Annotated in this window: 17 protein-coding genes and 1 pseudogene; 6 read left to right on the top strand and 12 right to left on the bottom strand. The window is 46.6% G+C overall.

From position 1 onward, the window contains the following. The first annotated feature begins 55 nt into the window (after positions 1–55). The 3 genes from ACP7AA_RS11945 (at position 56) to ACP7AA_RS11935 (ending at position 2,795) form a co-directional block, all read left to right on the top strand. Positions 56–1,102, top strand: a complete 1,047-nt coding sequence (locus ACP7AA_RS11945; RefSeq protein ID WP_426223693.1) for a methionine synthase — start codon at positions 56–58, stop codon at positions 1,100–1,102. 148 nt (positions 1,103–1,250) lie between these two features. After that, the gene (locus tag ACP7AA_RS11940; RefSeq protein WP_426223708.1) at positions 1,251–1,754 is read left to right on the top strand and encodes a flavin reductase; all 504 of its coding nucleotides are present in this window, start codon (positions 1,251–1,253) and stop codon (positions 1,752–1,754) included. 216 nt (positions 1,755–1,970) lie between these two features. Next, entirely contained in the window at positions 1,971–2,795 is an 825-nt protein-coding gene (locus tag ACP7AA_RS11935; RefSeq protein WP_426223692.1) for a sulfite exporter TauE/SafE family protein, read from the top strand. 565 nt (positions 2,796–3,360) lie between these two features. Here the strand turns inward: ACP7AA_RS11935 and ACP7AA_RS11930 are convergent. The 4 genes and pseudogenes from ACP7AA_RS11930 to ACP7AA_RS11915 all read right to left on the bottom strand — a co-directional run. Next, positions 3,361–3,543 (bottom strand): annotated as a pseudogene (locus ACP7AA_RS11930) (integrase core domain-containing protein); the annotation flags it as partial. 548 nt (positions 3,544–4,091) lie between these two features. Further along, positions 4,092–5,678 (bottom strand): BCCT family transporter, encoded by a 1,587-nt coding sequence (locus tag ACP7AA_RS11925; protein ID WP_426223691.1) that lies wholly within the window; start codon positions 5,676–5,678, stop codon positions 4,092–4,094. A gap of 162 nt (positions 5,679–5,840) precedes the next feature. After that, positions 5,841–7,934 (bottom strand): acetate--CoA ligase family protein, encoded by a 2,094-nt coding sequence (locus tag ACP7AA_RS11920; RefSeq protein ID WP_426223690.1) that lies wholly within the window; start codon positions 7,932–7,934, stop codon positions 5,841–5,843. A gap of 62 nt (positions 7,935–7,996) precedes the next feature. Further along, the gene (locus ACP7AA_RS11915; RefSeq protein WP_426223689.1) at positions 7,997–9,163 is read right to left on the bottom strand and encodes an acyl-CoA dehydrogenase family protein; all 1,167 of its coding nucleotides are present in this window, start codon (positions 9,161–9,163) and stop codon (positions 7,997–7,999) included. A gap of 281 nt (positions 9,164–9,444) precedes the next feature. Between ACP7AA_RS11915 and ACP7AA_RS11910 the strand changes: the two genes are divergently transcribed. From ACP7AA_RS11910 to caiE, 3 genes are read left to right on the top strand one after another with little or no spacing between them, the layout of a single operon-like run. Beyond that, the gene (locus tag ACP7AA_RS11910; protein WP_426223688.1) at positions 9,445–10,230 is read left to right on the top strand and encodes an enoyl-CoA hydratase-related protein; all 786 of its coding nucleotides are present in this window, start codon (positions 9,445–9,447) and stop codon (positions 10,228–10,230) included. A 13-nt stretch (positions 10,231–10,243) separates the two neighbouring features. Then, positions 10,244–11,026 (top strand): SDR family oxidoreductase, encoded by a 783-nt coding sequence (locus tag ACP7AA_RS11905; RefSeq protein WP_426223687.1) that lies wholly within the window; start codon positions 10,244–10,246, stop codon positions 11,024–11,026. 16 nt (positions 11,027–11,042) lie between these two features. After that, the gene (gene caiE, locus ACP7AA_RS11900; RefSeq protein ID WP_426223686.1) at positions 11,043–11,633 is read left to right on the top strand and encodes a carnitine operon protein CaiE; all 591 of its coding nucleotides are present in this window, start codon (positions 11,043–11,045) and stop codon (positions 11,631–11,633) included. 41 nt (positions 11,634–11,674) lie between these two features. Here caiE and ACP7AA_RS11895 read toward each other — a convergent pair whose 3' ends face one another. From ACP7AA_RS11895 to ribH, 8 genes are all read right to left on the bottom strand, one after another. Further along, a complete protein-coding gene (locus ACP7AA_RS11895) occupies positions 11,675–12,631 on the bottom strand; it encodes a GlxA family transcriptional regulator (RefSeq protein WP_426223685.1) in 957 nt (318 codons plus the stop codon). A gap of 586 nt (positions 12,632–13,217) precedes the next feature. After that, a complete protein-coding gene (locus ACP7AA_RS11890; RefSeq protein ID WP_426223707.1) occupies positions 13,218–13,631 on the bottom strand; it encodes a TnsA endonuclease N-terminal domain-containing protein in 414 nt (137 codons plus the stop codon). Between the two features lie 326 nt (positions 13,632–13,957). Beyond that, positions 13,958–15,802, bottom strand: a complete 1,845-nt coding sequence (gene glmS, locus ACP7AA_RS11885; protein WP_298871074.1) for a glutamine--fructose-6-phosphate transaminase (isomerizing) — start codon at positions 15,800–15,802, stop codon at positions 13,958–13,960. A 281-nt stretch (positions 15,803–16,083) separates the two neighbouring features. Further along, entirely contained in the window at positions 16,084–17,466 is a 1,383-nt protein-coding gene (glmU, locus tag ACP7AA_RS11880; protein ID WP_426223684.1) for a bifunctional UDP-N-acetylglucosamine diphosphorylase/glucosamine-1-phosphate N-acetyltransferase GlmU, read from the bottom strand. Between the two features lie 233 nt (positions 17,467–17,699). Beyond that, on the bottom strand, positions 17,700–18,290 hold the full coding sequence (locus ACP7AA_RS11875) for a phosphatidylglycerophosphatase A family protein (RefSeq protein ID WP_426223683.1): 591 nt from the start codon (positions 18,288–18,290) through the stop codon (positions 17,700–17,702). A gap of 3 nt (positions 18,291–18,293) precedes the next feature. After that, entirely contained in the window at positions 18,294–19,352 is a 1,059-nt protein-coding gene (gene thiL / locus ACP7AA_RS11870) for a thiamine-phosphate kinase (RefSeq protein ID WP_426223682.1), read from the bottom strand. 2 nt (positions 19,353–19,354) lie between these two features. Further along, a complete protein-coding gene (gene nusB / locus ACP7AA_RS11865) occupies positions 19,355–20,527 on the bottom strand; it encodes a transcription antitermination factor NusB (protein WP_426223681.1) in 1,173 nt (390 codons plus the stop codon). 333 nt (positions 20,528–20,860) lie between these two features. After that, positions 20,861–21,391, bottom strand: coding sequence for a 6,7-dimethyl-8-ribityllumazine synthase (gene ribH / locus ACP7AA_RS11860; protein ID WP_183621061.1), 531 nt, complete (start codon positions 21,389–21,391; stop codon positions 20,861–20,863). Between the last annotated feature and the right edge of the window lie 179 nt (positions 21,392–21,570).

The following is a 21,570-nucleotide window of genomic DNA, read 5'->3' as shown; positions in this document are numbered from 1 at the left end:
AGCGACATCTAATTAACTGACCTATAAAATACGAATGAATAAGAAGATGAATCCCATGACAATATTATTACCGACACAAAAATTGTTACCTACATCAACTGCGGGTAGCTTACCGAAACCTTCTTGGCTTGCCGAACCTGAAAAAATTTGGTCACCTTGGGCATTAGAAGGCGAGCAACTGCTTGAAGCCAAACAAGATGCGCTACGTTTAATATTGCAAGAGCAGCGACATGCAGGGATTGATATTGTCAGTGATGGCGAGCAGACCCGTCAGCATTTTGTCACCACCTTTATTGAACATCTTGATGGCGTCGATTTTGAGAATCGTAAAACCGTTAAAATTCGTAATCGTTATGAGGCCAGTGTGCCGTCTGTCGTTGGGACTGTGAGCCGTCAAAAGCCTGTATTTGTTGAAGATGCGAAGTTTTTACGTCAGCAAACCGATCAGCCAATTAAATGGGCGCTGCCCGGTCCGATGACCATGATTGATACCTTATATGATGGTCATTATAAAAGCCGTGAAAAATTGGCTTGGGAGTTTGCTAAAATCCTCAATCAAGAAGCGCGAGAATTAGAAGCGGCGGGTGTAGATATCATCCAATTCGATGAACCTGCGTTTAACGTATTCTTTGATGACGTCAACGACTGGGGTATCGCTACTTTAGAGCGTGCGATTGAAGGGCTGAAATGTGAAACAGCAGTGCATATATGCTACGGCTACGGCATCAAAGCCAATACCGATTGGAAAAAGACACTGGGTTCAGAGTGGCGTCAATATGAGCAAGCCTTTCCAAAATTGCAGCAGTCTAATATCGATATTGTCTCACTGGAATGTCAAAACTCACATGTACCAATGGATTTGATAGAACTCATTCGCGGTAAAAAAGTGATGATTGGTGCCATTGACGTTGCAACCAATACCATTGAAACCCCTGAAGAGGTTGCGGATACACTACGCAAAGCGCTGCAATTTGTCGATGCGGACAAGCTTTATCCTTCGACTAACTGCGGCATGGCACCGTTATCACGCCAAGTGGCACGAGGAAAATTGAACGCGTTAAGTGCAGGCGCGGCAATCGTGCGTAAAGAGCTGACGGCTTAGGATTTATTAACTAAACTTATGCAAAATCGAGCGTGTATAGGTCAGGTTTTTAACCCCGCCTATACCAGCTTGTTTAAACTCATGAGTGACCTCAGTTATCAATGTACTTACCGATTTAACATTTAGGATTGCAGTAATGAGTAAAGATGTGATTGAAGCAACCGACTTTAGAGATGCCATGTCTTTGTTGACGACCGCCGTCAATGTAGTCACCACCAAAGGCAGCTCAGGTGCTCATGGGTTTACCGCCTCGGCGGTATGTAGCGTCACCGATACGCCGCCAACCTTGCTGGTCTGTATGAATCAAACGGCTCGCTCACATGCTCATTTTCTTGAAAACAAAACCTTAAGTGTTAATGTGTTGGGCGCACAGCATGAACCCATATCCAATGCTTTTGCTTCTAAATTATGCTCAGAAGAGCGCTTTGGGCATGGTGCTTGGACGACATTAGCTACAGGTGCGCCTATTTTAGCAGATGCATTGGTCAGTTTTGACTGTGAGATTGAGGATATTCAGCAAGTTGGCACGCACAGTGTCTTCATGTGCCGAGTTGTCGCCATCAAACAAGGCTATCAACAAAGCAATGCTGATGAAAGTTTGGTGTATTTTAACCGTGCTTACCATCAAGTAGGTCAGGTAGAAATCGTTTAAGCTGACTTTCTGACCTTGATTATCTAATGGTCATTTAACTATAGTCAGCTCAATATCAAGAAGATACAGTGAAACTGGAATGAATTTTTTGTAGCCTCTGTCGGCGTAGGCACAGCAAGCTAGAAAAATTTGTACCAGTTTCACCTTGTCAGATAACGTATCCATGTTATTTAGCATCGACTATAAAACTATCATTTACCGAGAAGTAACTATCCTGTGGAACTAATCATTTTTTTAATAATAGGCGCTCTAGCAGGATTTGCTGCGGGGCTTTTTGGTGTGGGCGGCGGCACGATTATCGTACCACTATTATTTATCGTCTTTACCCAAATGGATTACAGTCCTGACAGTATCATGCATTTGGCGTTAGGTACGTCGCTGGCGACCATCATTGTCACCTCTATCAGCTCGCTCATGGCGCACAATAAAAAGGGCGCGGTCATGTGGCCAGTTTTTAAAAACCTAGCACCAGGTTTAGCGATTGGCTGTTTTTTAGGAGCAGGCATTGCAGGACAGATATCTGGGCTGTATCTTCAGCTTATCGTTGGCGTGTTTTTGCTTTGGGTCGCCTATAAGATGTTTTTCGGTGGCAAAAAACAAGTCGTTGGTCATGCTAATGATGTCGCTGGCGCTGATACAGAACTGCCTTCAAAACCTAAGCAACTGGCAGCAGGCGGGGTGATCGGTATCGCTTCTGCCATTTTTGGTATTGGCGGCGGCAGCTTAACGGTGCCTTATTTAACGCGTTACGGTGTGGTCATGCAAAAAGCCGTTGGCACGTCAGCAGCGTGTGGCTTGCCCATTGCCATCGCTGGAGCGTTAGGCTTTATGTTCTTTGGGATGCAGCAACAAGTTGATGTGCCCAATACCATTGGCTTTGTGCATATTTATGCCTTTTTAGGGATTAGTATCATGAGCTTTTTCACCGCTAAGTTAGGTGCAAAAGTCGCCCATATACTATCACCAGAGCTTTTAAAGAAATGCTTTGCGGTATTATTAACCGTGGTGGGATGTTATTTCCTTTTTAAAGGGTTAGTTTGAGCATAAAAAAAGCCCTCACTGCGATGTTAAACAGCAGCAAGGGCTAATAGTTGAGTCAATAGGATGATACTTTATTACTCAGTATGAATCTTTATTACTCTCTCACAATAGATGTCATTGAGTAATTACCTATCATACTAGAAATGTTCTAAATCCTTGATAAATATAGAACCTATAAATGGCTAATAATAATTACCTATCATACTAATTCAGTTAATCTTGCCTATTGAGCTTAATATTTAGTAATTAGCTATCATACTGATGTTCCCATATTATTGATGGCTTCTATTTTAAATGGGGCGCTATATCTGATACGTTGGGTATCAAAATGCAGGATCTATTTTAAGGTAGTTGTCACCGTCAAGCCCAATTAAGCCACCTGTAATCTCGTCTCTTGTGGCACTTTTACAGGATTGAATGTCGTCTTTCCTACAGGCTCACAGTTTCTAATATCTTGACACTCTCAACGTATCGGGTTTGTCTCTTTAGCTTGTTGCATCGTCTGCTTACGCTTTGCCAGTACTTGTTTATCCTCACCCGTATGGCGTTGATGAGGCGTCACAAAGTTAAGTCGGCTATGTTTATGCTCATAATTATACCAGCGCGTGAAGCTTAGTACCCATACTCTTGCTTCCTCTGAGCTTTTAAGACTCTCATTGGGCCAATTAAGGCGATACTTACAGGTTTTAAACAACGGCTCTGCAAACGGATTATCGTTACTTACCCTAGGTCTACTGTATGATGTCACAACCCCAAGCTCATACGCTATCCATTATGACATCGATGTCGCGGGCAAAGCTTAGTGTTATTGATAATAAATAAGCTAATTAACCAAACAGAACACTAGGTCGTTATTTCACGTTCTACAACACCGAGCGAAAGCATCAGGCTCTGAATGACAGGACGCCTAATGATGTTCATTATTAATACGCGGCCAAACTAGCTGCTTAACCGTGGAAGACACTTAGCGATCTGTCCGGTTTCCGGGGTACATTTCTCTGTTCGACAACGCCAAGACCATCATGATTGAGCGTGATGCTTACGGCGAATGCCAAGGCTTATTTGTCCGGCGCCGATCACGTCGATGTTGATAATGCTCATAACGCACTCCTTACTTATTGCGCTCAGAAAACCCTTATAAAAATCGGGCGCAAAGAATTCAGAGGCTCCGGTTGGGGGCCTCTGAGCTCGGGAAGGATTTAAAAGGTCGGCTGAACTGTCGGCCTTGTTACATTGGGTTTAAGGCTTCAGTTCTAGCTCGGCGTTAGCGAGGTAATCCGGATTGGGGTTGAACACCTATTCTTTACCGTCGTCGTATTGGTGTACTACTACTTCTTTGGCGAGAGCGCGTGGAGAGAGTTCGGCGCCAAAGTCACGGTAGGCCGAGCGAATCAAGGACGCAGACATGATAATCAGCACTGGTATCATCGGTAGCGCTACCAGGATAGTAGAGCTCTGAACCGCTTTGAGGCCGCCAACGGATAGCAGCCCTATACCAACTAAGGCAAGTATAAGGGTCCATAAGATACGATTCCATCTGGCGGGCTCCTGATAACCGGTGATTTCCTTGGTGCAGGTCGATGCCAGCATGTAGGCGGAGGAATCTACGGTCGTGGCCAGAAACACAAAGCACAGCAATGTGAACAACGGGATGACTAGCCAGGATACCGGCAAGGTTTTCAAGATCGCTACGACTGTCGCCGGTATGCCATCGCTGCTCAAAATCGCCTGCAGATCGACTTCACCACTAAGCTGCAGGTCAAGAGCATAACCGCCCCAGATTGCGAAGAAGGCCCAACAGCCGATGGTGCCCCAGACTACACCGTTTACGATGATTTCCTTGATGGTTCGACCGCGCGAGATACGGGCTACAAACAATCCCATCATAGGTGCGTAAGCGATCCACCAGGCCCAGTAGAAGATGGTCCAGCTCTCGGGGAAGCCGCCCTTTGCTACCGGATCGGTCCAGAAATTAATGTGGAAAAAATTATCTAAGAACAATCCTACACTGTTAGTCCAGAGGTTCAACAGAAAGATAGTTGGCCCCACAATCAAGACGAAAAACAGCAGCAGAAAACCTAGCGCCGCATTGATATTTGATAGCGTCTGAATTCCCTTGTTCAGACCGTTATAAACACTCCAGGCTATCATCGCGGTCCAGGCGGCCAGAATCCCCATCTGCAATCCAAACGAATCTGCCAGTCCGAACATCTCCTGAAAGAGAGCGGAAACCAAGGGTACGGAAAGTCCCAGAGAGGTTCCTACACCACCGACAATCGAGAAGATCACAATGACGTCGATCAGCTTACCGATAGGGCCGTCCACCGCTTTGCCGAGTATGCCGCGGCAGGCTTCGCTGAGGCGTAATACATTGACCTTGCGTACGTACAGAACATAAGCCATAGGCAGGGCAGGCATCAAGTACAGCGCCCAAGGCACTACACCCCAATGGAACATTGGATACATGGCGGCCCATTCGGTCGCCTCGGTGGTGCCTGCCTCAATGCCTAAAGGTGGGCCTGATAGGAAGTAGAGCGGTTCTACAAAGGCCCAGTTACAGATTGAGATGCCGATTCCTGCACAGAACAGCATGGAAATCCAGGGAACGGTTTTGAACTCGGGCTGCTCGTCGGGTGCGCCCATTTTGATCCGTCCCAGAGGGCCAAATGCAAGCCAGACCATGAAAAGGAAACTGCCGATTCCGGTTAGCAGATAGAGCCAGCCGAAGGTGCCGGTGAACGAACTTAACAGTCCATCAACAGCGGCTTTCCCCGCCTCCGGATATAAAACAAGAGGAATGCTTGCAGCTAAAATAGCAATTAGCGCAGTCCAGAAAATTGCTGGGTCGATCGTTAATTTATTGTTTCTTTGAATGGTATCCATTACCTTTACCTCGCACGTAATCCTTTAGGGAGGGTGCCTCAAGTTTTATTTGTTATTGCTTGAGGTGATTATTACCGGCACTGTCAATTATTGATGCCTTGTATTTTCCTAATGTTCAAAAAAGCGGTTCACTAAAAATGTCTGTGAAGCGGTAGAAAAAAGCTACTGTAGCAATCGGACTAAGGCGTCGGCAGCAACTGCACCTTTACCTTTAGGACGCACCATCAAGGGGTTGATATCCAGTTCGGTAACACTGTCCCAGTGATCCATAGCAAAATCGGCTACAGCCATGATGGCATCCACTACGGCTTCCAAGTCACCTTCCGGGCGGCCTCGGAAACCCTGCAGCAACGCGCTGCCTGTAAGTGATAGAACAGCTGTACTAGCGGCTTCGCGGGTAATTGGCAGCAGCAAGGTTGCACTGTCGTTGAGCAGGTTGACTAAAATGCCGCCAGTACCAACAATCAGTGCGAGTCCAAACTGTTCATCTCGTTTGAGGCCAATGATCAGCTCGCCAACAAAGTCTGAAACCATAGGTTCGATCAGAAAGCGGGCATCGGCGAGCCCCTGTTCGGCTAGGCGGCCTGCCATTACCTCAACGGCGCTGGCCACGGCGCTGCCATCTTTAAGATTGAGCATGACGGCCCCGACCTCGGTCTTGTGTGCCAGCCTGTCGCTGACACCTTTCATCACCACCGGGTAGCCAACTTCGTCCGCTGCTTCTACCACATCCGCTTTGTTTACACAGCGACCGCCGGGTAGTTGCAGGCCATAGCGGCCAATCAGTTGCTTAGAGGCCCACTCATCTAGCATCTTGCTCTCGCCTTCCACCAATAAAGGCCCGCGCAGAAGTAATTGCTCAGGGTCATCCATTACGGCCACTTGACGGCGGCGCTCGGCATAATGCACAAGCCGTGCCAACGCTGCAACACCGTCTTTCAGACTTTGCAATGGTGCAATACCAGCTTTCACTAACCGCTGACGGGCGTTCTCCGGCATTAGCTCACTGAGGTTAGAAATCACGGCGCAGGTCTTAAGGTGGTTGGCGTGAGCGGCAATTAAAGAGTCAACCGCCACTTGCCATTCGTGATCGTTACCAATACCCTGTTTGGGGAAGTCCAACGCTAATACGGTAACGTCATAGTCGCCCTCCATCATAATGCCAAATACCTCGGTACAGGCTTCAATGTTGCCCCAAATGGAGGTGTTGTAGTCTAGGGGGTTGGAAAAACTGGCAAAATCGGGCAACCATTCACCTAGTTTTTGTTCCTGTACCTTGGATAAGCTTGGCAGCTGAAGCTTATAATGATCCAGACTATCGGCTAGCATGGCGCTATCACCGCCAGAGCAAGTCAGCACGCCGATACGATCCCCTTTAGGAAGTTCGCACAGAGAGGCAATTTTTAGGGTTTCAAGCAGTTCAGACAAAGAGTGCACACGAAGGATGCCCAGCCTATCGAACATCGCCTGATACATGTCATCAGAGCCCGCTAAGGAGCTGGTATGACTCATGGTCAGTTGGGTGCCGATCTCTGAAGTACCTGCCTTGAGCACTACCAGAGGAATGCCTTTATCCAAAGCCTTCAGGGCAGCGCGGCTGAATGTTTCAATGTCTTTCAGCCCCTCGATATAAAAACCAATCGCAGTTACACGATCGTCTTCGAGCAGTGGTTCGATATAGTCGCCTACGCCTAACACCGCCTGATTGCCAACGCTTATTACATGGGTGATTGGAAGTGAGCGGTCGTGCATGGTCAGATTCAGCGCTACGTTACCGCTTTGGCTGATGATAGCGACGCCTTTATCGGTACGCTCACCACAAAGGCGGTCCGGCCATAACGCGACGCCGTTTGTAAAATTTAGCAAGCCATAGCAGTTGGGGCCCACTAATGCCATATCTCCAGCCGCTTCTATCAGTGAATCTTGCAGTTTATCGCCATTGTTGCCTACCTCAGCAAAGCCAGCGGCGTAACAAACCACGCCGCCGCATCCCTGTTTGTTCAGGTCGGCGACAGCTTGAACCGTCAGCTTAGCGTTGATGGATACGAAAGCTGCGTCAGGAGCACCCGGTAAATCAGCGATACTGTTGAAACAAGGTATACCAGCGATTTCCTCGTACTTAGGATTAACCACCCACATTTCACCATCAAATCCGATGTCTCGAGTATTTTGGATAGGAAGTGCCAGGTTGGAACCACCAATCAACACAATACTGCGCGGTGAAAGCAGTCGTTTAAGATTTTCTTGTTTTGTCATGATTAGAAACCTTATAAGCCCAAAAAAAGAGTTAGGGCGCGCTCGTGCGCGCCCTAGGGGACTTACCAACCAGTGTAAATATCGAGGCCACGCTTCTTAATTTGGCCGCTGATAATAACACGTTGGATTTCTGAAGTGCCTTCCCAGATTCTGTCGACTCGGGTGTCACGCCACAAGCGTTCAACCGCTTGTTCACGCATATAACCGCGACCACCCAGAATTTGTACAGCCTTGTCGCAAACTCGGCCCACCATTTCGGAACAATACAGCTTCAATGCTGCCGCTTTGGCGTGATTAAGCTTGCGATCGCTGGTCTGGTCGATTTCCCAGCTCAGTCGATAGAGCATAGACTTGGCGGCCATGATTTCGACGCCCATATCAGCCAGCATGAATTCGATCGCTTGAAAGTTATTAATCGGTTGGCCAAATTGAATTCGTTCGGCGGCAAACTTGTTTGCTTCTTCAGCGGCTCGAATGGCGCCACCAACGCAACGGGCTGCTATTCCTAGGCGAGCTTCAACAAACCAATCCTTGGTCATATCATAGCCTTGGCCGATTTCGCCTAGAATTTTGTCTTCTCCAACAATCACGTCGTTGAAGATGTACTCAGGGTGCTTGAACGCAAAATGGTGGGTATAAAGCGGTGTGCGTTTGAGCTCTACACCAGGCAAGTTCTTTTCAACAAAAAATACGGTGGGTTTGGTTGAATCACCATCTACGTGAGCGTGTACTAGAATATAATCGGCAATGTCTCCGATGGTTACGAACCACTTCTCACCGTTGATTTTCCAGCCACCCTCGACCTTGTCTGCACGGGTCATGCACTGAGTCGGGTCAGAGCCGGCATCGGCTTCAGTAATGGCGTAGGCGTCGCGACGTTTGCCCTGACAAGTCGGGATTAAATATTCTTCTTTTTGCGCCTGGGTAGCGAAGCGCATGGGATAAGAGGGATACCAAAGTGCATCCCAGATGGCGCCGGTGGCTTTGCCTAGCTGCTCGTTGAGAAGGGTCTGCTCAAAGATACTAAAGCCTTGGCCGCCATCTTCCTTGCTGTGGTTTGGTGCGTTAAAGCCCCACGCCAATGTGGCATCGATAATCTTTTGGTGGGTTTCACGGCTGATGCCATCATTTTCTTCACACTCCATTTCGTGAGGGAAGAGAACGGTTTCGGTAAATTCTTTGGCTTTTGCCTGCAGTTCAAGATGCTCTTTGGAAAGATTAAAATCCATTGTAAAGTCTCCAGGGAATGTTAGTGTTGCTGATTATGTGCCGTTTGTTTACGGGCCTAAACTATTATTTACTCTACGCAGGAGTGCAAAGGTGTGGTTGACCAAAAACGACGTATTAATCGTAAAATACGACAATGAGCGGTGTCGTTTTGTGGCGTAAAATCTGTTCTGTCGTTTTGGCACATTTTTATGACGATTTTGTGCAATGGATATATCGGGCTTTGCGCTAAGGTGGTGGCAATGGAACAACCAATACAAAAACAACAGAGGGATTACACAACATGTCCATGGCTGTACATATCGAACACAGGGGTTCAGCGTTATTAATCACCTTGGATCGCCCCAAAGCTAACGCGATCGATTGCGCCACAAGTCTTGAGCTTTACGAGGCCTTGGCTGAATTTGAGCAGAACCCTTCTCTTCAAGTCGCGATTATTACTGGAGCCGGCCAGCGCTTCTTTTCAGCGGGCTGGGATCTTAAAGGCGCCGCCGCGGGGGAAGCGGTAGATGCTCACCACGGCCCTGGTGGTTTTGCCGGGCTGACCGAACTTTTCAGTCTGACCAAGCCCGTTATTGCCGCCGTTAACGGCATGGCAGTTGGTGGTGGTTTTGAACTGGTTTTGGCCTGCGACTTAATCGTGGCAGCCGACCATGCCCAGTTCTTCCTGCCCGAAGCTCAGATTGGTATTGCTCCCGATTCAGGGGGCGTGTTTCGTCTGCCCAAGCGGTTGCCTCGAGCGGTTGCCATGGAGATGCTACTGACGGGTAGTCGCCTGAGTGCAGAGGAGGCTCTGCGGTGGGGATTAGTGAACGCTGTTGTTGCCCCGGACGAATTGATAGTGACGGCCCTGGCGCTGGCCGAACGAGTCGCTGCAAGTGCTCCCTTAGCTCAACAGGCAATCATGGAACTAGTATCCGCCGGAGAATCAATTTCCGTGCAGCAAGCGTTTGAACTTCAGCGTAGTAGAACGCTGCCGGCTTACAGACGCATGCTTCAATCACAGGATGCCGAAGAAGGCAGCAATGCTTTTGCGGAAGGCCGCCCCCCAATCTGGAAAGGGTGTTAAAAGGAGATAGGTTATGGAAAATATATTTAGATCTGATTTGTTTGCCGGTAAAACGGTTCTGGTAACCGGTGGCGGAAGTGGCATTGGCTTGGCAATCGCTCGCAATTTCGGCACTTTAGGGGCTCGGGTGGTGATTGCGGCTCGAGACCAGGAGCGATTGATTGAAGCGGGACAGAGCCTGCGTGAGGCTGGTGTCGATGCGATCGAACTGGAAGTCAATATCCGTGATAGCGACTCTGTGGCAGGTCTAATTGAACAGATAGAGCTGCAAGGAATTGGTATTGATATATTGATTAATAACGCTGGTGGACAATTTGCTGCGCCTGCCCTAGAGCTCTCTGCTAATGGCTTTCGGTCGGTTGTTGACCTTAACCTCACCGGCACTTTTCTCATGTGTCAGGCTTTTGCCCGGCACTGTATGAACCGCAAGCTCCCCGGATGTATCATTAATATTGTTTTGTGCCAGGCCAACGGGCTGCCCGGTATGGCGCACGCGGGTGCTGCCAGAGAAGGTGTCGTCAACTTAACCCGAACTCTAGCTTGGGAGTGGTCAAATCTTGGTATTCGAGTAAATGCCGTGGCACCGGGCACTATCAAGACTGAAGCATTGGATCAGTATGACCCAGTTGCGCTGCAGGAGGGCATCAATAAGCTACTGATAAAGCGCATGGGCTTACCCGAAGAAGTTGCTCAATCAGTAGCTTATTTGGCATCACCCGCCGCTGGTTTTATCACCGGCACATGTCTCGCCCTGGATGGTGGTGAACACTTGACAGGCGCGTCTCCGCAACGCTAATCAAAGGATGACTTCTATGCCCTGTTATGAGTTTGAAGGTTTGATTCCAGTGGTGCATCCCAGTGCTTATGTTCACCCCACCGCAGTGCTGATCGGTGATGTGATTGTTGGCCCTAATGTTTACATTGCCCCGCTAGCATCTCTGCGTGGAGACTATGGCCGCTTAATCTTAGAGGATGGTTCCAACCTTCAGGACAGTTGTGTGATGCATGGATATTGCGATACTGACACCGTTGTTGAAGCTAACGGCCATATTGGGCACGGCGCAATTCTTCATGGCTGCATAGTAAAGCGTAATGCGCTAGTGGGTATGAATGCGGTAGTGATGGACGGTGCCATTATTGGTGAGGACAGCATAGTTGCCGCCGGCAGTTTTGTTAAGGCCGGCTTTAAAGGGGCATCCCGCCAGTTGTTGGTAGGTTCGCCTGCCAAAGTAATTCGTGAGGTTAGCGAACAGGACTTGCATTGGAAAGGCCTCAATACAAAAGAATATCAGGCGCTGGTCTGGCGCTCAGCCGCGAGCATGAACGTGGTTTCGCCACTGCTGGAGATGGAAGTGGATCGCCCTAGACTCAAAGGAGTGACCGTCGTACAACCCAAAGTATGAGACAGAATCAAAGTGGTATACTCAAAAATTTTTGATGTATGTCAACGGTCTTCACTTGGGCTGCGAGCGAACTGTTTGCGGTAGCTTCGGGTGAAATGGGGAGCTGAATTGAATCCGCAGATAATTCTGATTTCAGAAATGCTTAAGCTGGACTCTTTCAGTAACTGTCGAGATCGTTCCAGCCGCAACTTCATGTAATAACCAGAAGGTGAATCGTTCAGAAAACTGCGAAACAGGCGTTCCATCTGACGAACGGAAATGTGTGCGTATTTTGCCAGCTCTTTGGTGGACAAGGGCGACTCCAGATTTGCTTCCATCTTCTCCAACACGCGCAGAAGGCGTGGATGGTATATTTTGAGACGTGCGGATAAGTCGATGCGTTGCTTGTCCGATTTCTGACGGATACCACTTTTTATAAACTGTTCACAAACCTTGATTGCGAGACTGTGGCCGAGCTCTTCCTGAATGATATAAAGCATCAGATCGATGGCCGAGGTTCCGCCGGCACAGGTGATCAGATTGTGATCTACTTCAAACAGCTCGTTGGTGAGTTCCAGTTCGGGGTAATCTTCCTGAAAGGAAGGTGCTGCTTCCCAGTGCAGGGCTATTTTGTGCTTTTTCAGAAGCCCGGCTGCAGCCAGAAGATAGCAGCCGGTATCCATGGCACCTATTAAAGAGCCTCCCCGGTTGAGTTTTTTAAGCCAAGCAATGGTGTCATCCCGAATATAGTCTTTCGGATTAAAGCTGGAGCAGACAAAAATATTAAGGGGGGCTGCGGCATCACAGATAGCAACCGTTTGTTGCAATGCCAGTAGGTTGCTCGCTGCCACCGGTGGGCCGTCCTCAGAAAGTAATTGCCAACGAAAAATCTCGCGGCCGGCAAAGCGATTGGCTACTCGCAGCGGCTCAATAGCAGACAGTAGGGCGACCATTGCGTATTCAGGTAAAAGCAGAAAGGAAATGGTAAAGGCGCCATCTTTATCAGGCTTTAGGATCATAGTGATAAACCAAGTTTTTACTGAATACTATAACAGACAACAGAATATGTAAGTATCTACACTAGATAAATTTGTCCCCGAACTCAGGTTTTTAGGCTAAGTCGATTCAGTTATTTCCCATCTAGCTTACTCGCCAGAAAACAGTGAGTATTAGAGTTCAGAAATGAGTACAGTCCTTTGTTCGGAGTGCATAGTCTAAACGGAGTTTGTAGCACAGCCAGCTATCAGTACAGTGGATAGTGGGGGAATGGCCAAGGTAGTTTTCTAGTGACACCCCTATTCTTAGGTGGGCATGACTCTCATGAAGGTCTTTTTAAGGCTACACAAGGGGAAGATAGACATGCATAAAATATACATGTACCAATTTATGCGGATCGTACAGCATCAAGAGATGGATTGCATTGTAGGGGACGACCAGTTTTGGACAAAGGAATTTGACGGTTGTCATCGATTGCGCAAGAACTTTTACTCTGAAATATTTAGGATACACGCCGCCCTTGTCGCTTGTTTGTAGTTTCGAACGTTCCAAACCCCACTAAGTTAACCGTGCGAAGCCTTTCAGCAATAAGTTTTTTTAGAATTACCATCAATCTATGATTTTCAAAGAAGCATTTTTAATCATCTGTTCAGAATAAAAAGCAAAATCATGTTCTTCAACAGCAGCTAGATAAGTATTTTTAGAGGGGTATAACCATTTAATATTGTCACTGACAGCTCTAGGTATGTCTTTTTCAGTAATGATTTTGAGGCCCACATCTTTTTGTTCCCAATATCTACGTTCTAACTCTAACTTCTCTATAGTCCTAGCATCATCTAAATCGTTGCTATATTTAGCTTGTAGCGCCAGTTGAGATGTTATTGATTTAAGATCATCTTTCGATATAACATAAAAGTCAGTAGCCGTTGTTTTAAGCTTACCTTTTTGAGATGAATGCTTAATTCCTACACTATCAGCGATCTGCTTGGTTACATTAATATCTAGAGGAAACTGCTCTTGTATGCCTTCAGTATTACTGTGCCACTCGAAAAGTAAGAATACCGCAAGCTCAAGATCAGATGATGTGTTCGTTTAGTCTTATGACCAAAGACACGGTGAGATCTTCCAAGCGAAGATATATCAGCTACTTTGACAAATGGCTAATAATCTTTTGAAGACTTAGTTGGTATTGGGCCTGTCTTATTTTTTTTATTCACAAAAAAAATCCTTCGCCATCTCTTTAATCTAAGATAGCAAAGGATTTAGTATCACACAATAGTATGATACTTTATTACTCAGTATGATACTTTATTACTCGATCACAATAGATACCAGCTAATTAATAAATATTATTCGACTGTTACTGATTTAGCGAGGTTGCGTGGTTGATCGACATCTGTACCGCGCATCACCGCCACATGATAAGACAACAGCTGCACCGGCACGCTATAGACGATAGGGGCAAGCGTCTCGCACACATCAGGCACATAAACCACGTGCATTCTATCTTCTGCAACCATCTTGCTTTCTTCACTGGCGAATACAAACAGCTCACCGTGGCGCGCGTGTACCTCTTGCATGTTGGCTTTTAGCTTATCAAACATACTGTCTTTGGGTGCCAACACCACGATAGGCATGTCTTTATCGACCAATGCCAATGGGCCATGTTTTAGCTCGCCTGCTGCGTAGCCTTCGGCGTGAATATACGAGATTTCTTTCAGCTTTAGCGCCCCTTCTAAGGCGATTGGGAACTGTAAACCACGACCTAAGAACAAGCAGCTTTTCTTATATTCAAAATGCTCACTCATGACTTTGATAGGCGCATCAAGGTTTAAGCTGGCATGTAGTTGACCGGGTAATTGTTGCAGTTGACCTAGTAAGGTCGTTAGGTTTTCGCCAGTCATACGCTCTTGTACGACACCCACTTTTAAGACGAGTAACATCAAAGCGGCAAGCTGAGTAGTGAACGCTTTGGTAGAAGCAACGCCAATCTCTGGGCCTGCAAGCGTGGGTAAAAAGATATCCGTTTCACGTACCAAAGACGATGTTGGTACATTACATAAGGCTAAGCTGACTAACCCTGCTGGCGTGTGCTTTTGAATATCACGTAGCGCTGATAATGTGTCCGCCGTTTCACCAGATTGAGAAATACAAATAACTAGTGTGTTATCGACGACAACCGGATTGCGGTAGCGGAATTCACTAGCAACCTCAACCGAACACGGCACACGAATCAGGCTCTCAAACCAATATTTAGCCACCAAACCTGAGTGATAACTGGTACCACAAGCGATGACTTGGACGTGTTTAATACCTTTTAATTGCGCTTCATGACGCTGTAAAAAGTCGTCGCGTAATTTAGAGGTTGTACCGTTATCAACTGCCATCTCGACGGTTCTTCTGACAGCATCTGGCTGCTCGTAGATTTCTTTGAGCATATAATGCTTAAACTCGCCTTTATCGGCATTATGCTGCGCGGCATCAATTTCATGTATCTCACGCTTTACTTCGACACCATCGGCGTAAACCTGAATGCTACTACGCGTCAATTTGGCGATATCGCCTTCTTCTAGATACATAAAGCGATTGGTGACCGGTAATAGGGCTAATTGGTCAGAGGCGATAAAGTTCTCGCCGATACCCACACCGATGACCAAAGGCGAGCCTAGACGGACGGTAATTAGCTCTTCTGGGCAATCGATATGTACAATACCAAGGGCAAAAGCGCCATGTAATAAAGGAATAACGGCGCGCACCGCTTCTAGTAAATCAGGCGTTGTTTTGTAGATGTCATTGATTAAATGGGCGACAACTTCGGTATCAGTTTGCGAGGTAAACTCGTAGCCTTTGGCAACCAGCTCTTCTTTTAGCTCGGCATAGTTCTCAACGATACCGTTGTGGACGACAGCGATTTTACCTGATACGTGCGGGTGGGCGTTACGTTGAGCAGGTTCGCCATGCGTCGCCCAACGCGTATGCGCAATACCAATATGACCATCGAAAAATTCAGGATTGACTGCGACAGCATCGACCAGCTCTTGCACTTTACCCACTTGACGCTCGCGATGGAGCTCACCATTACGAATGACAACCAAACCAGCGGAATCATAACCACGGTATTCTAGGCGTTTGAGACCCTCAAGTAAGATATTGGCGATATTACGCTCAGCTACTGCTCCAACGATTCCACACATAACTATTCCTTAAATTCGATGTTTCATGTTTTGATTGTTCAATGCTTAGATGCTTAGATGTTTTACGATTATATTCAGTTATCACATAATAGAACTTTACATTAGGTCAGTGCGAGACTTTTGCGCTAACAATCCTGACGCTATAAATATAAGGAAGCAGCATCACAAAGATTGTCATGCTGCTTATTATTATTTAAATTAAATGGTGTCTAAATTAAATAGTGTCTAAATTAAATAGTGTTTAAATGAACAGTTTTCAACGTGCTTTTGACTGACCATTACTATTTTGATTTTTTAGTCGGACGCTGAAAGTCATCTTTCTGGGTTTGGCGTGCTCGCCCAAAGGCTAATGCTTTACTATCAACGTCTTTAGTAATCACTGAGCCTGCGGCAACCGTAGCCGTATCACCAATGGTTACGGGCGCAACCAAACTGGCATTAGAGCCAATAAACGCATTATCTTCGATAATCGTTTGCGATTTATTTACGCCGTCGTAATTACAGGTAATGACACCCGCGCCGATATTGACATCGGTGCCGACCGTTGCATCACCAACGTAGCTTAAGTGGTTAACCTTGCTGCCATGACCGATAGTCGATTTCTTAATTTCGACGAAATTACCAACTTTACTATTATCAGCCAATACCGTTTCAGGACGCAGATGGGCAAAAGGACCAATATCAACGCCAGCACCAATCTCAGCGCGATCAATCACGCAGTAAGGTTTGATATGACAGGCGTTACCAATACGGGCGTTTTTAATCACGCAGCCTGCTTCGATATAAACGTTATTTCCTAAGACGCAATCGCCCTCGAACACTACGCCAACATCAACAAACACATCTTGACCGGCAGTTAAGGTACCACGAATATCAACGCGACTCGGGTCAGCAAATTGCACACCAGCTTCTTGCAGGTCTGCAACCAGTTTGCCCTGCCACGTGCGCTCTAAGCTGGCAAGCTGCTGGCGGTTATTGACGCCTTCAATCTCAAAGGTATGCTCAGGCTCAATCGCAACGATATTAATGCCTTCAGCGACCGCCATTTTAACGATATCCGTCAGATAGTATTCTTGCTGCGCATTGTCATTAGACAGCTTTGGCAGATATTTATGCAATAACGCGTTATCAACGCAGTAAATACCGCTATTAATCTCTTGAATTTTTTGCTCATCGGCGCTGGCATCTTTTTGCTCGACGATGGCTGCGATATTGCCGTCTTCATCACGTTTGATACGACCAAGGCCAAAAGGATTATCGACTGTCAGCGTCAACATGGACATACCGTCAGTATTGGCAGATTTTAATGCCGTTAACGTCTGGCAGCTGACCAATGGCACATCACCATAGAGAATCAGACTTTGTCCTTCTTTTGGCAAATCAGACAGCGTCACTTTTACCGCATGTCCTGTTCCTAACTGCTCAGTTTGGGCAACCCAAGTAATAGGCAGATGCGCATATTGCTCATTAATATCTGCTTGGACTTGCTCGCCACCAAAACCATGAACGATGATGGTGTCATCAACGGTTAATTGATGACAAGTATCAAGGACATGACCCAGTAACGACTTGCCAGCCAGTGTCTGCAGCACTTTTGGCTTGGCCGATTGCATACGCGTGCCTTTGCCCGCCGCGAGGATAATTACCGAAAGAGGAGATGTCATAATAGCCTACAAATGTAACAAAATATAAGTTTGAATTATAGCGTAAATCGTCATTTAACCAAAATGCTATGTCGTGACATCTTTGTAACCTCGATTGCTTGTGATTGGCTTATAAAGTCCTTAGCAATAGGCTAGCGTCAAAAATGCAGCACTAAAAAAGCGGGCAAGTCAAAAAAGACCATGAGCCGTAAACAACGATGGATTATCAAAGAAAATAAGATTTAACAGCGTGGCTAATTGGTTAATTGAAGAATAGTGGTATAAATAATCACCCAAACAGCTGCTGCCATAATACCGGCGATAATGTCATCGAGCATAATACCTAGACCGCCTGCGACTTTCTTATCTGCCCAGCCAATCGGTGGTGGCTTAATAATGTCAAAAAAGCGGAATAATATAAACGCAATAATAATCGCTACAATAGAAGAGGTTTGGGCGATATTTTGCCAGAAATTTCCGTTGGCGATACCCATATAAGACAGCGGCAGTAGGGTGAGCCACATACCGGCCCATTCATCCCAAACAATGTGCGGGTTGTCATGACCGCCCATCAGCTCTGAGGTACGACCGCATATCGAATTACCAAGCAAACAAGCTAAAATGGTAATAATCAAAAACGGTACAAAACCTAAGCTTAATAATGGTATCGCAACGATTAAACCGCCAACCGTGCCCCAAGTGCCGGGTGCACGGCGGGGCAGACCACTTCCTAAGCCAATACCAAGCCAATAAACCAAACGGTCAGGCAGACTCGCATTGGCGGGTAGAGGCGGGCAATCATTGGCTTTACGGATATCAGGCTTAGATAGGTTGTGATCAATCATGGGCTAACCTGCAAAATGTTGATAACCCGTCAGATTGGGCCAAGTAGAAAAGGGGGCAGGATGAGCCGGTGTGACTGGCTGTCCTTGATAAAAAATCTCTGGTCGTACATTCTTAGCAGCATCTGTTGTGCTTGCTGCGGCTATTACTTCACCGATACAGGTAACATGCGTGTTGCTACTATTATCAATCGGTGGCTCGATATGGGCAGGCAAGGTAAAAGCCAGCTCATAATCATCGCCGCCCGCCAACTGACATAATAAGCGCTCAGTTAACTCGCTGCGTGCCAACGTTTGACTGGTAGGCAGCTGCTCAAGATGTATGCGCATACCAACCTTACTTTGCTGGCAGATATGACCAAGGTCTTGATACAGACCATCAGAGATATCTATCATCGAGGTCGCACCAAGCTTGGCTAGTGTTGAACCTAGTTGAATACGCGGCGTTGGCATATGCAATCGATGGGCAAGCTCAATACCGACCTCATTGTCAGGATGCTGTAGCGCATAAGCGGCATCGCCAAGCGTGCCTGAGACATAGATTTTATCGCCGACTTGCGCGCCTGAGCGATACACAGCCGGCGTGTTTGCAGCAAGTAATCCTTGCGCGCTGACACTGAGTATCAAGCTATCACTGCGCGTGGTATCACCGCCAATAAGGGTTACACCAAATAGCTGGCAGGCGTGAAATAAACCTTTGGCAAACTCAGTCAGCCATGGCTCATTCACCAAACGCTCAGGTAAGGCCAATGCCAATAAAATACTATGCGGGGTTGCGCCCATCGCGGCAATGTCGGAGACGTTGACTGCGACAGCTTTATAACCGATGGCAAAAGCGAGCTTATTCACTTGTTCCCAATCAGCGCTAAAGTGACGACCTTGAACGAGCGTATCGATGCAGCTGACCAAGCGTGTGCCTGCAGGCAAGCTCATTACCGCGGCATCATCACCAATGCCTTTTTCGACACCGCCTTTATCAACATTGACGTTATCGACAGTGCTAGACAGTGATGGCGCAGCTTGCATTTGGGAAAATATGCGCTCAATCAGCTCAAACTCGTTCATGATTAGTCTTTACTTTTTGCATCAGTATCATCTGACGCAATGTTATCTAAGTTGTCTGACGTAGTATTATCTAGCTCAGTATCGTCTAACTCAGTATTATCTAACGAGCTGCTATCTGAGGCTTCTTCTGAGTCAGCGCTAACGATATTAGAATCGTGTAGGGCAATATCGGCGGCGCTATTGTTCTCATTGCTGGCGTCATTGCCATCTGCGCTACTGTCTGCATTACTGCCTTCGTCACTGACCTTATCAGCCGACGTGCTTTCTGCGACAGGATTTTCATTAACAGGATTTTCATTAACAATAGTATCGGCAACAACGACATCTTTAGCCGCTTCGTTTTGCTTACTTATCTTATAATCAATGATATTTGCTAATGCTTTACTCGCGCTATTGCGTTTAACACTGGCATTATTGGCACTGATACGTGGTTTGTTTGAGCCAGTTAACGTGCTGTCGAGATCAGATTCAGCCGTGCTTTCACTAGCTTCTTCAACATTCGCAGATTGAGCTTCAGCCTGCTTAGTCTTAGATTGAGTCGTCGCTTTTTGTGACGTGCGTAGATTGGCTTTGCTATCTGCGTCTACTTCGAGCACACGCAATTCAACCGCCATTTTATCAAGGACAGCATTAATCAATTTATGCGCGTCCGTAGCGCCAAAATGATTATTCAGCTTCATCGCCTCATCCAGCACGACTTTATACGGAATCTCTAAGCGGTTTTGTAGCTCATAAGCACCAATTAATAAAATGGCGTGCTCGACGGTATCAAGCTTATCGATTTCACGATCAAGATGCTGACTGATTAGCGCATCAAGGGCGTCAATTTGCTCTGGAATATCGCGCATCATTTCATGGTAATAGCCGATATGTACGGTATGCATGGCATTGGTCGCACGGGTACGGGCAGCGATATCATGCGGGGCATTGGCTTTCCAGCCAAGCTTGCCATCGATATCAAAACGGCGGTCAGTAACGAGCCATTCGTATAGACCTTGCATGGCAAAGCGACGAGCCTTGCGCACCGCGGTGTGGCTGGTCTTATAAGTGGTTTCACTCATATCGAAGGTTTGATCGCCCGCACTACTGCTTGCGATACGCGTCGCTTCAGCTTGTCCATCAGTGAGTTGTGCGGTTTGCGCAGCGCTAATAGCGCGCTTGAGTTGGTCAGTCATAAGGGGTTTGTACCTAGGTTTTAAACAAATATGTGATAAGCAACTATGGGATAAGCAATAGCATAAAATATGTTAAATAGTAATCGGCTGACAGCTATGACAGTCGAGTGTTGCAGCGGTGCTTGTTAGCGCCGTTTACCATTTTTTTAGAGCACTGTTCTTTGTAGCATTGTTCTGTATAGAATTGACACTGTGGCTATTTATAACAAACAATAGCTTATAAAAACCACAGTGCCCATTAAGCTGCTTAAATAAGCAAAAACACTCAATAAAATGACGGTTTAATTAAGCATCATTATTCAGCATCGTCGCTATTATCTAAGCATTGTCTATCTAAGCATTGTCGCTACTATCATAATCATCATCAATATCTAACTGTGATAATACCGCAATCATCTCTAACACCACCATCGCCGCTTCTGAGCCTTTATTACCGGCTTTCGTGCCAGAGCGCTCAATCGCTTGCTCGATGCTGTCAGTGGTCAATACGCCATTGGCAACAGGGATGTTATAATCGATAGCAACACTGCTTAAACCTTTGGCAGATTCGCTGGCGACAAAATCAAAATGCGGCGTGCTACCACGGATAATCGCGCCTAACGCAATGATAGCGTCAAAGCGGTCAGATTCAGCCGCACGCTGGGCAACCAATGGCAACTCAAAGGCACCCGGTACGCGAATCACGGTAATATTGCTACCTAAAACGCCATGACGTAGTAGCGCATCGATTGCGCCATCTACCAATGATTCAACGACAAAACCGTTAAAACGACCAACGACGATACCGATACGCGCATCTTCATTTTGATGTAAATTACCATCGATATGGGTCACATCATTGCGCTGCTGTTGTAAATTCGACATAAAAATATCCTTTGCTGAATGGGCTTTTAATAAAATATAGGAATCTAAATATAGAGCTGGGTTCAAATCGTTTATTTAAGCGGTTAATTATCCGTTAAATAAGCCATTAAATGAACGAAAATCAAATGATAAGAAGTAGTTAGCGCTATGATAACATTTTTTACCGCTGTATTTGTATT

This window comes from Psychrobacter sp. DWR1-2-3 (genome assembly GCF_049896465.1).
In the GTDB taxonomy this organism is placed as follows: domain Bacteria; phylum Pseudomonadota; class Gammaproteobacteria; order Pseudomonadales; family Moraxellaceae; genus Psychrobacter; species Psychrobacter maritimus.
This window is presented reverse-complemented; position numbering and strand designations above follow the sequence as displayed.